Genomic DNA, 15,379 nt, shown 5'->3' with positions numbered 1-15,379 from the left:
CCTCGGGCGGTGCCGCAGCCGAGGGGCTCGGCGCGCCCGCGAAGGCGGGCATCGCGGCGACGATAGCGGTCGCCGCGGCCGCCGGCCTCGTCTGGGCGATGGCCGGGGACCCGCAGCCCGTGGCCGCGCCCAGGCCCACGCAGCCGGTCGTCACCCCGGTCGCGCCGGAGCCCGCGCCCCCGGCGAAGCCCTCCCCGAAGCCCGCGCCGCCCGCCCCGGCCGTCACGTCGGAGCCGCCGCCCCCGCCGCCGCCCCCGAAGCCCAGCCCCAAGCCGACGCCGAAGCCCACCCCGCCGCCGGCGCCCAGCTCGAAGCCCACGCCCAAGCCCACGCCCAAGCCGACCCCGAAGCCGACGCCGGCCCCCGAGAAGCCCAAGCCGAAGCCGACGGTCCCGCCGCCCGCGCCGCCGTCCGTCTACCAGGTCAGCGAGCTGGAGTACGGGATCTTCGGCGACGGCACCAAGCCCGAGGTGTCCCTCGCGGACAGCGGCTGGATGTGGCAGCGCGACGGCCTGTCCATCGGCGGCACCCAGTACGCGCACGGGGTCAGCGTCCACGCGCCGTCCTCGCTGCTCATCGACCTCAACCGGCAGTGCACGCGTTACGACGCGGTCGTCGGCGTCGACGACCTGAGCGCCCAGCTCGGCGTCGGCGGCGTCCGCTTCTCCGTCTACGCGGACGGGGAGCGGCTCTGGCGCTCCGACGTCCTCCGCGCGGACGACCCGCCGGTCCCGGTGCACGTCGACCTCTCGGGCCGCTCCACGATCCGGCTCGTGGTGGAGGACCACACGCCGTTCGGCCGGGCCGCGGTCGCCGACTGGGCGGAATCCCGGATCAGCTGCTCCTGACGGCCCGTTCAGGTGCTTCGGCGCTTTCGCCGTCCGGCGGGGCCGGGGCGAAGGCGTCGACGAGGCCGAGGACCTCGTCGAGCCCCAGGCCCGCACCGGCCGCGCGGGCGGCGGCCAGGGCGGACGCGTCCAGCTGGGCGAGCGCGCGGTCCGCCACCGACTGGCTGTCCCGCAGCTCGGGGACCGAGCGGGGCATGTCCCGGCGCCAGTGGTCGACGGCGGCCATGACCCGTACGGCGAGCTCGGCCTCGCCCGCCTCGGCCAGGGTGATGGCGAGCACCTCCCCCAGGCTGGTGGTGACGAAGTCCGCGCACTGCGCGTCCTTCGCGGTGCGCAGCGCGGTGATGGCCGTGGCGACGGCGGCCGCGCCCTTCCCCTCGTACGCCTCCACGCGCGCGGCGAGTCCGGTCACCGCCGCCTCGAAGTGCGGGGGCGGGGTGCCGAGGGCGACCGTCCGGCCCGCCTCCTCCAGCTGGACGCGGGCCTCCCTGATGTCGCGGCGGTAGAGGGCGAAGGCGGCGCGGAGGAAGCAGACGTACGTCTGGGAGTCCCGTACGTGGTGGCGATCGGCCTCTCGGGCGGCCTCGTCGAGGATCCGCTCGGCGCCCTCCAGATCGCCCGTGCGGTACGCCAGTTCGGCCAGGCGGGCGAGGAGGAACGGGGCCTCCGCGTGGGCGCCGACCTCGCGGGCGAGACCGAGGGCCTCCTCGTACGCCTCGCCCGCGTCCGCGTGCCGGCCCCGCATCGTGTGGGCCTCGCCCGCCGCGCTCGCGATCTGGGCACCCATCCAGCGGTCGCCGACGCGCCGGGCGATGTCGCGGAGTTCGGCCAGGGCCTCGTCGACGCCGGGCATGCCGCCGGGCATGTCGACGACCATGTGCGTACGGAACATGAGGCTGACGCCGAGCTCCCAGTCGCCGCCGTGGCGGCGGCAGTTGTCGACGGCCCTGTCGAGGAGGGAGCGGACCGTGGCCGGATCCTCGGTGAGGTACGCGGTGAAGGGCCAGAGCAGACCGGGGAAGCGGGCCGCCTCGGGGCCGGGGTCCGTGCCGAACGCCTCGCGGACGCGCTTGACGAGCAGGAGGGTCTCCGGCTGCTTGAAGTCCCCCATCGTGCTGCTCTCGACGACGAGGAAGAAGTGCAGCATGCGCAGGTGCATGCGGGGCCAGTGGCGGGGGTCGGCGGGATCGTCCGGGTCCTCGCCCAGGGCGAGCGCCCGCTCCACCCAGGCCAGGCCCTCGGGACGGTAGTTGCGCAGCCACCAGAACCAGCCCATGGCGAAGACGAGCCGGAGCGCGGCCGTCTCGTCGGGGGACAGGACGAGGGTGCGGTGGAGCGCGGCCCGGATGTTGTCGAGGTCGCGCTCCAGACGCCCGATCCACGGCAGCTGCTCCCCCGAGCGGAGCCGGGGCTCGGCGGTCTCGGCGAGGGCCGTGAAGTGGGCGGTGTGGGCGGCCTCGGCGGCGGCGAGCAGCTCCGGGTCCTCGGCGGCGCGCTCGGTCGCGTACTCGTGGATGGTCTCCAGGAGCCGGTAGCGCATCTCGCCGCCCTCGGTGGGGGTGGCGACGACGAGGGACTTGTCGACGAGGGCGCCCAGGGCGTCGGCGGCGTACGGCGAGAGGGCCTCGGCGGCGGCCAGGTCCCAGCCGCCGGCGAACACGGACACCTGGCGGAGCAGGGCGCGCTCGGCCGGGTCGAGCAGGTCCCAGGACCAGTCGACGACGGCGCGCAGCGTCTGCTGGCGGGGCAGGACGGTCCGCGAGCCGGAGGTGAGGAGGAGGAAGCGGTCGTCGAGGCGGTCGGCGATCTGGCGCGGGGTGAGCAGGCGCAGCCGGGCGGCGGCCAGTTCGATGGCGAGCGGGAGGCCGTCGAGGCGGCGGCAGATCTCGTCGACGGCCTCGCCGCCGTCCCGGGCGAGGTCGAAGGAGGGGCGCACGGTGCGGGCCCGCTCGGCGAAGAGGCGGTGGGCGGGGTCGGGCGGGAGGGGCTCGACGGGGCGGACCGACTCGCCGGGGACGCCGAGGGGTTCACGGCTGGTGGCGAGGATACGGAGCTGGGGGCAGTGGGTGAGCAGGGTCTCGGCGAGGGCGGCGGCCGCGTCGATGACGTGCTCGCAGTTGTCGAGGACCAGGAGGAGCGGGCGGCGGGCCAGGTGCTCGACGAGGTGGGCGGTGGGGTCGTCCTGGAGCGGGACCCCGTCGCGGGTGATCAGGTTGATCTCGCGGAGGCGGAGCGCGGAGAGGACGGCGCCGGGGAGGGCGTCGGGGTCGTCGAGGGGGGCGAGCTCGGCGATCCAGGCGGCGGGGCCGACGGCCCGGAGCGCGGCCTCCTCGGCGAGCCGCGTCTTGCCCGAACCGCCGGGGCCGGTGAGCGTGACGAGCCGGGAGCGGTTCAGGTCGGCGTGGAGCGCGGCGAGTTCGGGCTCCCGGCCGACGAAGGAGGTGAGGCGGGGGCGGATGTTGCCGGCGTCGGCGGCCGGTCGCTCCTGCGCGGGCGCGGGCGCGGGTGCGGCCGGCTCGGCGGGTGGGTCGGTACGGCGCGGGGCGGGGTCCGTCACGGGCGGGCGGGCCGGCGGGGGCGGGTTCGGGGGCGCGCCGGTGAGGAGTTCCTGGTGGAGGGCGGTGAGTTCGGGGCCCGGGTCGGCGCCGAGGGCGTCCGCGAGGGTGCGGCGGGCCGACTCGTACGCGGTGAGGGCGTCGGCGTGCCGGCCCTCGGCGCGCAGGGCGCGGATGAGCTGGGCGCGGAAGGCCTCGTCGTACGGATACGTGGTGGTGAGCTCGGTCAGCTCCGGTACGAGTCCGTCGGTGGCGCCCCGGCGCAGATCGGCCTCGACGCGGTGCCGGAGGGCCGCGAGCCGCTGGGCCTCGGGGCGGACGCCGGCCGGGTCGGGCAGGTCGGCGAGGGCGGGGCCGCGGAAGAGGCCGAGCGCCTCGCGGAGGAGGGTGGCGGCGGTGTCGGGGTCGCCGGCGTCGAGGCGGGCGGCGCCTTCCCTGGCCCGGCGCTGGAAGACGTACAGGTCGATGTCGTCGGGACCGGCGGCGAGCCGGTAGCCGGGTCCTGGGGTGGAGTCGACGGCGTCCCGGCCGAGGATCCGCCGGAGGCGGCCGATCAGGGCCTGGAGGGCGGCGGGGGCGTCCTGCGGCGGGTCGTCCCCGTACACGTCGTCGGCGAGTTCGCCGACGGAGACGGCGCGTCCGCCGCGCAGCGCGAGGGCGGCGAGCAGGGCGCGCAGCCGGGCGCCGCCGAGGGGAAGCGGGGTGCCGTCGGGCCGGAGGGCCTCGGTGGTGCCGAGGATGAGATACCGCACCGACCCATTGTGTCGGGTGGGCATGACATGTGCCTCGGGGTTTGCCCGGGCGGTCCCCTAGAAGGCGCCGGTGTCCAGGTCGAAGCCGAGCGGGTGGGGGAGCGGGACGACTGCCCCCAGCTTGTGGATGGACTTGTGAGTGAAGTCGTCTCCGGCGGGCTCGGAACAGACGACTGCCTCGCCGGCCTCGCGGTCGATCAGCAGATAGAGCGGGATGCCCGCGCGGGCATAGACCCGGATCTTCTGGACGCGGTCGCGGCGCGCGGTCGAGGAGGAGGTCACCTCGGCGACGAGGAGGACGGGGTCGGAGGCGTGCCATTCCTGTTGGTCGTCGAAGCTGCCCTTGGGGGCGATGACGAGGTCGGGGATGACTCTGACCTCGTCGGTGGCGCCTGGCAGGCTGAGTCCGATCCCCGTGTAGCGCCCGACTCCCTTGTCATGGTCTCGAACCTGCCCATTCAGCTCCGAGACGATCTCCTCGTGCTCGCCATTGGCCGGAGGCACCACGTAGATCTCCCCTTCGATCAGCTCCACGCGCCAGCCCTTGGGGGCCAGCGCACTGAACAGCTCGAAGGTCTCCCGGACACTCGCACCCTCACGCTCGGGCATGCCCTCGGAGAACACGTCTTCCGGAACCGGCAGGGGCATCGCCATGCTGGACCTCCTTCGCTCGGTGCGACGCTCTCAGCTTAGGGCGGGCAGCGCGGAGCGGTCTGGAACGCGTTCACTCGAACGAGCGTGCTGTGACGTTTCGCCCGCTCGGCGGAGCCTCAGGCCGGCAGCGAGCGCCTCGACGCGGGGATCAGGGGCCCCTGGACCGCGCGGTGGGAGCGGGGTTCCGTCGTGTTGGTCCAGCAGGAGCCCCGGCGGGCGAGGAGGCGGTGGAGCCAGAGTTCGGTGGAGACGAGGTCGGCGAGGCCGTCGAGGGGGACGGGGGCGCCGTCGGCCGCCGCCTGGAGGGCCCTGCGGACCACGCGGGCCTCGATCAGGCCCGCGTCCGCGAGGAGCGGCGCGTCGAAGAGGGCGAGGAGCTCGGGGAGCGCGGCGCGCAGGCCCGCGCGCGAGGCGGCGGCCGGGACGGCCGGGTGGGGGGCGCCCCAGCCCGCGGGCAGCTCGTGGACTCCGGCGCCGGACAGGACCGTGCGCAGGACGCCGGCCCGGGCGTCCGGCTGGACCCGCAGCGATTCGGGGAGGTCCCGGCAGGCCCGTACGACCTGGTTGTCGAGGAACGGGGCGTGGAGGCGCTGGCCGCGGATCTCCGCCGCCTGTTCCAGGACCCGGTGGTCGGCGGCCGCGCGGGCGAGGGCGGCACGCGCGCGTGCCTCGCCGGGGCGCTGGACGGAGGTCGGGAGCGTCGCCGCCCGGTTCAGGCGAACCGATACTTCAGCGAGGGCCTCCCCCGTCAGCCAGCGCGCCGCGGGACCCGGCCGCGACCAGGTGAGCGCCGAGAGCGAGGCCTCCAGCGGGCCGAAGCCGTCCGGGGCCGTCCGGTTCGCCTCCAGGACCCGGCGGGCCGCCGCCTCCAGACCCGTCCGGTACGGGGTACGGGCCAGCTTCCGCGCCGCCCGGTAGACCGTCAGCGGCACCAGGAGCGAGCCCGCCGACGGGCCCGAGGCCTTCGCGAGCGCCGTCACCGGCCGCACCAGGGACCGGCGCCTGCGGTCCATCAGCAGGTCGGCCAGGCGCGCCGGGTGCGCGTCCAGGACCTGCTTCGCGCCCATCCCGGTGAAGTGGTCGGCGCTGCCGCCCGCGAGCCGTCGGCGGTGCCGCTCGGCCGTGACCAGGGCGGGCCCGGGCTCGTCGGTGAGCGGACCGTCGAGCGCCGCGTACGGAAGCGCCTCCTCGCCCCCGGCGACGACCACGTGGTGCAGGCGCGGGTCGGCGGCGATCGTGCGCGCCCGCTCCAGCTCCGCCGTGCGCCGCGCACCGGCCCTCGTCGCCAGGTCGTTGAAGGTGACGGCGAGCAGCCGCTCCCCCGCGCCCGTACCGTGCCCGGTGATCGTGCCCGGGACGCCCGGGAGGCCCGCCGCGAGCAGGGCGAGCGTGCCGGAGGCGCTGCCGCCGGACAGGTCGGCGCCGATGCCGGGCGCCGGGCCCGCGCCCCGGGCCGCGCGCCGGTCGGCCGGCCCCATGCCGGGGACCGGGCCCGGGTCGGGGAGCGGCATCTCGGGCGCGTGCCGGGGCGCGGTGAGCCGGGCGCGTACGGCCTCGACCAGGGCGTCCCGTACCCCTTCGACGGCCTGCCGGGGGTCGGCCTCGGCCGCCGCGACGGCGAGCGAGGCCACCTGCTCGTAGCCGGTGATCTCGCGCGAGCCCTCCCGCAGGATCAGCGCGTGGCCGGGCGGCACCCGCCGGACCCCCTCGTACGGGGTGGAGTCCCGCAGCGCCTCCGGGGTCTCCGGGCAGGCGAGCAGCGCGGCGAGATGGCCGATGTCGAGCTGGGCCTCGACGAGGTCGGCGAGCGGCAGGGCGGCGGTGGCGTACGCGGTGCCGCCCTGCCACGAGGTGTGGAACACCGGCCGGGCGCCCGCGAGGTCACCGGTGACGGTGACACGGCGGCCGGTCTGCACGACGGCGGTGTAGCTGCCCGGCCATGCGGTCAGATGCCGCAACGCGCCCCCGCGCGCGGTGAGCAGGCCGATCCGCAGTTCCTCGTCGCTCGCGGCGCAGCAGCCGAGCACCGCGAGGCGGGTCCGGTCGTCGACGGCCACCACGCGCACCTCGTCGGGGCGCCAGTCGCCGACCGCCCAGAGCGGATCGGGGTCGCCCCACAGGAGTTGTGCGCCCACCGGCTGCACCGTGCGCCCCTCGGCCGCGCGGTCGGGTCCCGCGGCGTATCCGGGGTCGTACGGGGAGGACGAGCCGTACGCGCCGTTCGCCGCCCCCGCCCGGCTTCCCGCGGTCGTTGCGAAGCTCGCGGCGACACTGCTCCAGCCCACCAGCCATCGCATCGGCGCCTCCACATCCGTTTCGGTGGAGGACATGCTGCCACGACAACGGCGCACGGGGCGGTGTCCGGGTGCACGCGCGCGAAAGCCGAATGCGCCCCTGGCATGGGCCAGTTGAAGATCGGCTGCGCACCGGCGTCATTCGGCCAAATATCGATCCCCGTCGGAGGTTTCGACCGGCGTCCGGGCAGAAGGAAAGCCCTCGGCAGCCCGGGAGGCGCTCCCGCCTCCCGGTGCCGTCCGCCGCCCGCGGGGAATGGGGCGGCGGTGTCCCCCAGCCCACTGGTCCGGGACTCCGCTCCCGGCCGAGCGGGCCGACCCACGCGCTACTCATGGAAGCGCTCCCCCCTCGGGCGGACGAGAGCGCACGGCCGGGCGCACGGCCACACGGCCGGAGCACGGGACGGTCCGCCGGCCCAGGCCGTCACACGTTCACACAACAATCTCGCCATACGGAACACCGCCCCTTAACGGTGGGGATGCGGCGAACTACGCTGTGTTTACGAATGCCGCACGCCTATGCCCGGCGTCGTGGCGGCCGTCTGGGTTGTCGAGGGGTGGCGTCATGTCCAGGGAGCAACGCGGGCCGAACGAAAAGCTCGGCACGGTTCTCGCCCTCGCGGGAATCAGCAACGCCGGGCTCGCCCGGCGCGTCAACGACCTCGGCGCACAACGGGGTCTGACGCTTCGTTACGACAAGACCTCGGTCGCCCGCTGGGTGTCCAAGGGCATGGTGCCGCAGGGCGCCGCCCCGCACCTGATCGCCGCCGCGATCGGGCAGAAGCTGGGCCGGCCCGTGCCGCTGCACGAGATCGGCCTCGCGGACGCCGACCCGGCGCCCGAGGTGGGGCTCGCCTTCCCGCGCGACGTGGGCGAGGCGGTCCGCTCGGCCACCGACCTCTACCGTCTCGATCTCGCCGGACGGCGGGCCGGCGGGGGCGGCATCTGGCAGTCGCTCGCCGGATCCTTCGCGGTCAGCGCGTACGCGACGCCCGCGTCCCGCTGGCTGATAACCCCCGCCGATCCCTCGGTGGAGCGCGAGGCCCCGCGCCCCGGGGCGGGCGCCGGCACCGCCGCCGCGGGCGGGGAGCACGCGCGCGTGGGCCACAGCGATGTCGCCAAACTCCGCGAGGCCGCCGAGGACGCGCGCCGCTGGGACTCCAAGTACGGCGGCGGCGACTGGCGCTCCTCGATGGTGCCCGAGTGCTTACGCGTGGACGCGGCGCCGCTGCTCCTCGGCTCCTACTCGGACGAGGTCGGCCGCAACCTGTTCGGCGCGACGGCCGAGCTCACCCGGCTCGCCGGCTGGATGGCCTTCGACACCGGGCAGCAGGAGGCCGCCCAGCGCTACTACATCCAGGCCCTCCGGCTCGCCCGCGCCGCCGCCGACGTGCCCCTCGGCGGGTACGTCCTCGCGTCCATGTCCCTCCAGGCCACCTACCGGGGCTTCGCCGACGAGGGCGTCGACCTCGCCCAGGCCGCCCTCGAACGGAACCGGGGGCTCGCCACCGCCCGCACCATGTCCTTCTTCCGGCTCGTCGAGGCCCGCGCGCACGCCAAGGCCGGCGACGGGGTGGCCGCGGCGGCCGCGCTCAAGTCCGCCGAGGGCTGGCTTGAGCGGTCCCGGGAGGGCGACGCCGACCCGACGTGGCTCGGCTTCTACTCGTACGACCGGTTCTGCGCCGACGCCGCCGAGTGCTACCGGGACCTGCGGATGCCGCGCGAGGTGCGGCGCTTCACCGAGCAGGCGCTGTCCCGGCCGACGGAGGAGTTCGTCCGCTCGCACGGGCTGCGGCTCGTGGTCTCGGCGGTGGCCGAGCTGGAGTCGGGCAACCTGGACGCGGCCTGCGCGGCCGGTACGCGCGCGGTGGAGGTGGCGGGGCGGATCTCCTCGGCACGGACGACCGAGTACGTACGGGACCTGCTGCACCGGCTCGAACCGTACGGGGACGAGCCGCGCGTCGTGGAACTGCGCGAACGGGCCCGGCCGCTGCTCGTCGCCCCGGCGTGAGACCCCGCCCCGGAGCGCGGCGGCGCTCGGACGTGACACGCGTCCCACGGCGTGGGCGTTTAGCGGCATTGTCAGTGGGCCAGTGCACTATCGGGGGTGGGAGGTGGCGCTGGTGTTTGACTGTGACGTGCTGGTGATCGGCGGCGGGATCGTCGGTCTCTCGACGGCGTACGCGCTGACGCGTGCCGCCCCCGGCACCCGGGTCACGGTCCTGGAGAAGGAGCACGCCCTCGCGCGCCACCAGACCGGGCGCAACAGCGGGGTGATCCACAGCGGGATCTACTACCGTCCCGGATCGCTCAAGGCGCGGTTCGCGGTCGAGGGCGCGGCCGAAATGGTCAAGTTCTGCGCGGAGTGGGGCATTCCGCACGAGGTGACGGGGAAGCTGATCGTCGCCACCACGCGCGAGGAGCTGCCCCGGCTGCACGCGCTCGTGCAGCGCGGCCGGGAGAACGGCATCCCCGTGCGCGAGCTCGGCCCGGCGCAGATCAGCGAGTACGAGCCGCGGGTGCGGGGGCTCGCCGCGATCCACGTCGGCACCACCGGGATCTGTGACTACGGGGCGGTGACGGAGCGGCTCGCCTCGGCCTCCGAGGCGCGGATCCTGTACGGCGCGGAGGTCACCGTCATCGACCGCCGGTCCTGGGGCGTCGCCGTGCGCACGGCCGACGGCCGGGTCGTGCGGGCGAAGGTCCTGGTCAACTGCGCGGGACTGCACTGCGACCGGATCGCACGGCTCGCGGGCGACGACCCCGGCATGCGGATAGTCCCCTTCCGCGGCGAGTACTACGAGCTCGCGGACCCCTCGCTGGTCCGCGGCCTGGTCTACCCCGTCCCCGACCCGGCCTTCCCGTTCCTCGGGGTGCACCTGACCCGGGGCATCGACGGCGGCGTCCACATCGGGCCGAACGCGGTCCCGGCGCTCGCGAAGGAGGGGTACGGCTGGTCCGTCGTCCGCCCGAGCGAACTCGGCGCGACCCTGGCGTGGCCCGGATCCTGGGCGATCGCCCGCGCGCACTGGCGGTACGGCGCCGGCGAGCTGCACCGGTCGGTCTCCAAGCGGGCCTTCACCGAGGCGGTGCGGCGGCTGCTGCCGGTCGTCGAGGAGTCCGACCTGCGGCGGGCGGCGCCGGGGGTGCGGGCGCAGGCGGTGCTGCGGGACGGGACGCTGGTCGACGACTTCCTGATCCGGGAGGCGGCGCGGACGGTCCACGTCCTGAACGCGCCTTCGCCTGCGGCGACGGCGTCCCTCCCGATCGGCCGCGAGGTCGCAACCCGCGCGCTGTCCCGCCTGTAGCTCGCCGCCCCCGTTGTGGGCATGCGTTCCGCCGGGGCGGAACGGGTGGGCACAACGGACGGCGCCCCCAGCCGGGCCTAGGCTCCCGCGCCCTGACCCGCACCCCTAGGTGCACCGAGGTGGTGGTGCGGGTCCAGGCGCGGAACGCGGAGGCGCCGCTGGGCGCGCCGTCCCGTGTGCCCACCCGTCCCGCCCCAGCGGGACGATTGCCCACACGGCGCGGGGCACCGCCCGCCCGGGCGCGGGCCGGGGCGCCGGCCAGGGGGGGGGTGCGCGGGGTGTCAGGGGCGGAGGCGGAGGCCTCGGGGGGTGGCCAGGAAGCCGGAGGTTTCCAGGGGGCGGGCCAGGGGGGACGTCAGGGACGTCGTGCCGTTGATGCGCTCCACCGTGACCGTGCCCAGCGCGCCCGCCTTCGCCGACGCCGCCAGCGCCTCCGCCGCCGCGGTCAGCGCCGGGTCGTCCGGATCCGTCGGCCAGGACAGGAGCGTCTTGCCGCCCCGCTCCATGTAGAGCGTGAGCTCGCCGTCGACCAGGACCACCATCGCGCCCGCCTTGCGCCCCGGCTTGTGGCCGGCGCCCGTCGGCGGCTCGGGCCAGGGAAGGGCCGCGCCGTAGGCGTTCGCGGGGTCGGCCGCCGCCAGGACCACGGCGCGCGGGCCCGCCGCCGCCTCCGCGCCGCGGTCGCGGGCCGTCGCGGCCGCCCGCAGCCGGTCCACCGCCCCGTCCATGGCGAACTGGGCCGCGCCGAGACCCTCCACCACGTACCCGCGCCGCGCCTGCCCGCTGTCCTCGAAGGCCGCCAGGATCCGGTACGTGGCGGAGAAACCGCCCTCCACACCCTCGGCGGCCACCGCGCCCCGGGTGACCACGCCGTGCCGGTCCAGGAGCGTGCGGGCCAGGGCGTGCGCCCGGTGGGTCGGCTCCGGTTCGATCGGGGGCAGCATCGACCAGCGGCCCGAGACCGTGGGCGGGCCCGTGCGCGAGGCCGTGCGGGCCGCGGCGGTCAGCGTGCCGTACCGCCCGCGCGGGACCGTGCGCCGGGCGCGGTGGGCCGTGGAGCCCGCGGTGCGGCCCGAGCCGAGGAGCGCCCGCAGCGGGGCGAGGGTGTCGTTGGTGAGCCGGCCCGACCAGGCCAGGTCCCAGAGGGCGTCGGCGAGCTGCGGATCGGTGGCGTCCGGGTGGGTGGTGGCCCGGATCTGGTCGGCGATCTGCCGGAAGAACAGGCCGTACCCGCCGGAGAGGGCCGTGAGCAGCGACTCGTGGAGCGCGGAGAGCTCGAGGGGGTGCGCCGGCGGCAGGAGCAGCGGGGCCGCGTCCGCCAGGTAGAGGGAGACCCAGCCGTCCTTGCCGGGGAGCGAGCCCGCGCCCGCCCAGACGACCTCGCCGGTGGTCGTCAGTTCGTCGAGGAGGGTCGGGGAGTAGTCGCGGACCCTGGACGGCAGGATCAGCTTCTCCAGGGCCGAGGCCGGGACGGGTGCGCCCTGGAGCTGCTCGATCGCCCGCGCGAGGCCGTCGATGCCGCGCAGGCTGTTGCCGCCCAGGTGCTGCCACTGCGGCAGGAACGTGGCGAGGGCCGCCGGGGGCACCGGCTCCAGTTCGTGGCGCAGGGCCGCCAGGGAGCGGCGCCGCAGCCGCCGCAGGACGGTCGCGTCGCACCACTCCTGGCCGATGCCCGAGGGGTGGAACTCGCCCTGGACGACTCGGCCCGAGGCCGCCAGGCGCTGGAGGGCGCCGTCGGTCACGGCCGCGCCGAGGCCGAAGCGGGCGGCGGCCTGCGAGGAGGTGAACGGGCCGTGCGTGCGCGCGTACCGCGCGAGCAGGTCGCCCAGCGGGTCCTTGACCGGCTCGGTGAAGGCCTCGGGCACACCGACCGGCAGGGCCGTGCCCAGGGCGTCCCGGAGCCGGCCCGCGTCCTCGATCGCCGCCCAGTGCTCCTGGCCGCCGACCCGCACCCGGATCGCGCGGCGGGCCGCCCCGAGCTCGGGCGCCCAGCCGGCCTCGGCGCCGCGCTCGGCCAGCTCCGCCTCCGTCAGCGGGCCCAGCACCCGCAGCAGGTCCGCGACGCCCTCCACGTCCTTGATCCGGCGGTCCTCCGTCAGCCACTGGAGCTCCCGCTCCAGCTCCGTCAGGACCTCGGGGTCGAGCAGTTCCCGCAGCTCCGCCTGGCCGAGGAGCTCCGCGAGCAGCCGCGAGTCCAGGGAGAGCGCGGCCGCCCGCCGCTCGGCGAGCGGTGAGTCGCCCTCGTACAGGAACTGCGCCACGTACCCGAAGAGCAGCGAGCGGGCGAAGGGGGACGGCTCGGGGGTGGTGACCTCGACGAGGCGGACGCGCCGGGACTCGATGTCCCCCATCAGCTCTTCGAGGCCCGGGAGGTCGAAGACATCCTGGAGGCACTCGCGGACGGCCTCCAGGACGATCGGGAACGAACCGAACTCGCTCGCCACCTGCAGCAGCTGGGCCGCGCGCTGCCGCTGCTGCCACAGCGGGGTGCGCTTGCCCGGGTTGCGCTTCGGCAGCAGCAGGGCACGGGCCGCGCACTCGCGGAAGCGGGAGGCGAACAGCGCGGAGCCGCCCACCTGGTCGGTGACGATCTGCCCGATCTCGCCCTTGTCGAAGAGGGCGTCCGCCGCGCCGACGGGCGCCTTGTCCGCGTCGTACGTCGTGTCCAGGTGCCGGCCCGGGTCGACCGGTTCGTGGTCCAGGAGGTCCAGGCCCATGTCCAGGCCCATCAGGTCGGCGTCCGGCAGGCGCAGCACGATGCCGTCGTCCGCGTGCATCACCTGCGCGTCCATGCCGTACCGCTCGGCGAGCCGCGCCCCGAGCGCCAGCGCCCACGGGGCGTGCACCTGCGCCCCGAACGGGGAGTGGATGACGACCCGCCAGTCCCCGAGCTCGTCGCGGAAGCGCTCGACCAGGATCGTCCGGTCGTCCGGCACGTGGCCGCAGGCCTCGCGCTGCTCCTTGAGGTACGCGAGGACGTTCTCCGCGGCCCAGGCGTCCAGGCCCGCGGCGAGCAGCCGCAGCCGCGCGTCCTCGTCCGACAGGGCGCCGACCTCGCGGAGGAACGCGCCCACCGCCCGCCCCAGTTCGAGCGGGCGGCCCAGCTGGTCGCCCTTCCAGAACGGCAGCCGGCCCGGCACCCCGGGCGCGGGGGAGACCAGCACCCGGTCCCGGGTGATGTCCTCGATCCGCCAGGAGGTGGTGCCGAGCGTGAAGACGTCGCCGACCCGCGACTCGTACACCATCTCCTCGTCGAGCTCGCCGACCCGGCCCCCGCCCTTCTTGGGGTCCGAGCCCGCCAGGAAGACGCCGAACAGGCCGCGGTCCGGGATCGTGCCGCCCGAGGTGACGGCGAGCCGCTGCGCACCCGGCCGGCCCGTGACCGTCCCGGCGACCCGGTCCCAGACCACGCGCGGGCGCAGCTCGGCGAAGGCGTCCGAGGGGTAGCGGCCGGCCAGCATGTCCAGGACGCCGGTGAACGCCGACTCCGGCAGTGCCGAGAACGGGGCCGCGCGGCGCACCACCGCGAGCAGCTCGTCGACCTGCCAGGTGTCGAGCGCGACCATCGCGACCAGCTGCTGCGCGAGGACGTCCAGCGGGTTGGCGGGGATCCGCATGGACTCGATCGCCCCGGACCGCATCCGCTCGGTGACCACGGCCGACTGCACCAGGTCGCCCCGGTACTTCGGGAACACCACGCCCGTCGAGACCGCTCCCACCTGGTGGCCCGCGCGGCCCACGCGCTGGAGGCCGGAGGCCACCGACGGCGGCGACTCGACCTGGACGACCAGGTCCACCGCGCCCATGTCGATGCCCAGTTCCAGGCTGGAGGTGGCCACCACGGCGGGCAGCCGGCCCGCCTTCAGGTCCTCCTCCACCTGCGCCCGCTGCTCCTTCGACACCGAACCGTGGTGCGCGCGGGCGAGCAGCGCCGGGGCGCCCTGAGCCGCCCCCGACTGGGCCATGACCTGGGCCGGAGGCGCCCCCTCGGGGAGCGGCTCGCCGGTCGCCCGCTCGTACGCGATCTCGTTGAGCCGGTTGCACAGGCGCTCGGCGAGCCGGCGGGAGTTCGCGAAGACGATCGTGGAGCGGTGGGACTGGACCAGGTCGGCGATCTTCTCCTCGACGTGCGGCCAGATCGACGGCTTGTCCCCGCCGTCCTTCCCCTCGGAGGCCGGGGAGCCGCCCAGCTCGCCCATGTCCTCGACGGGGACGACGACCGACAGGTCGAACTCCTTGCCCGACGGCGGCTGCACGATCTCCACCGCGCGCCCCGGGGACAGATAGCGGGCCACCTCGTCGACCGGGCGGACGGTCGCCGACAGGCCGATCCGGCGGGCCGGGCGGGGCAGCAGCTCGTCGAGCCGCTCCAGGGACAGCGCCAGGTGCGCGCCCCGCTTCGTGCCCGCGACCGCGTGCACCTCGTCCAGGATGACCGTCTCCACGCCCTCCAGGGCCTCGCGCGTGGCGGAGGTCAGCATCAGGAACAGGGACTCGGGGGTGGTGATCAGGATGTCCGGCGGCCGGGTCGCGAGCGCCCGCCGCTCGGCCGCCGGGGTGTCCCCGGACCGGATCCCGACCCGGACGTCCGGCTCGGGCAGGCCGAGCCGCACCGACTCCTGGCGGATGCCGGTCAGCGGCGAGCGCAGGTTCCGCTCGACGTCCACGGCGAGGGCCTTGAGCGGCGACACGTACAGCACGCGGCAGCGCTTCTTCGCCTCGGCCGGCGGCGGCGAGGCCGCGAGCCGGTCCAGGGAGGCGAGGAAGGCCGCCAGGGTCTTGCCCGAGCCGGTCGGCGCGACGACGAGCACGTCGGAGCCCGCCCCGATGGCGTTCCAGGCGCCCTCCTGCGCCGCCGTGGGCGCGGTGAAGGCCCCGGTGAACCAACCACGGGTCGCGGGGGAGAACGAGTCGAGCGCGGACCTGACCATGCCCCCCATCGTGCACCCGACCACTGACAACCGTCCG

At 75.9% G+C, this 15,379-nt stretch carries 7 protein-coding genes; 3 read left to right on the top strand and 4 right to left on the bottom strand.

What is annotated here, in order from left to right; all coding sequences use genetic code 11:
* Window positions 1-848 (top strand): NPCBM/NEW2 domain-containing protein (locus ACWGN5_RS22640; protein WP_453517991.1); only part of this gene is annotated, 848 nt, incomplete at its 5' end.
* Here the strand turns inward: ACWGN5_RS22640 and ACWGN5_RS22635 are convergent.
* The 3 genes from ACWGN5_RS22635 to ACWGN5_RS22625 all read right to left on the bottom strand — a co-directional run bounded on the left by ACWGN5_RS22635 (window position 835) and on the right by ACWGN5_RS22625 (window position 7,106).
* Window positions 835-4,155: an ATP-binding protein gene (locus ACWGN5_RS22635; RefSeq protein ID WP_453517988.1), complete on the bottom strand. Its 3,321-nt coding sequence runs from the start codon at window positions 4,153-4,155 to the stop codon at window positions 835-837. The genes ACWGN5_RS22640 and ACWGN5_RS22635 overlap by 14 nt on opposite strands.
* Before the next feature lie 57 nt (window positions 4,156-4,212).
* Entirely contained in the window at window positions 4,213-4,803 is a 591-nt protein-coding gene (locus tag ACWGN5_RS22630) for a Uma2 family endonuclease (protein ID WP_453517998.1), read from the bottom strand.
* A gap of 122 nt (window positions 4,804-4,925) precedes the next feature.
* Complete coding sequence (locus tag ACWGN5_RS22625) at window positions 4,926-7,106, bottom strand: asparagine synthase-related protein (protein ID WP_453517996.1); 2,181 nt, start codon at window positions 7,104-7,106, stop codon at window positions 4,926-4,928.
* 562 nt (window positions 7,107-7,668) lie between these two features.
* On the opposite strand from ACWGN5_RS22625, the gene ACWGN5_RS22620 reads away from it, so the two are divergent.
* Both ACWGN5_RS22620 and lhgO read left to right on the top strand, forming a co-directional pair.
* Window positions 7,669-9,114 (top strand): MFS transporter, encoded by a 1,446-nt coding sequence (locus tag ACWGN5_RS22620; RefSeq protein WP_453517986.1) that lies wholly within the window; start codon window positions 7,669-7,671, stop codon window positions 9,112-9,114.
* A 112-nt stretch (window positions 9,115-9,226) separates the two neighbouring features.
* Window positions 9,227-10,411 (top strand): L-2-hydroxyglutarate oxidase, encoded by a 1,185-nt coding sequence (lhgO, locus tag ACWGN5_RS22615; protein ID WP_453517983.1) that lies wholly within the window; start codon window positions 9,227-9,229, stop codon window positions 10,409-10,411.
* A 281-nt stretch (window positions 10,412-10,692) separates the two neighbouring features.
* Here lhgO and ACWGN5_RS22610 read toward each other — a convergent pair whose 3' ends face one another.
* On the bottom strand, window positions 10,693-15,342 hold the full coding sequence (locus ACWGN5_RS22610) for an Lhr family ATP-dependent helicase (protein WP_453517980.1): 4,650 nt from the start codon (window positions 15,340-15,342) through the stop codon (window positions 10,693-10,695).
* Between the last annotated feature and the right edge of the window lie 37 nt (window positions 15,343-15,379).

Source organism: Streptomyces sp. NPDC055815 (assembly GCF_053616475.1).
The sequence above is the reverse complement of the archived record's forward strand: the minus strand, read 5'-3'. Positions and strand labels throughout refer to the sequence as shown.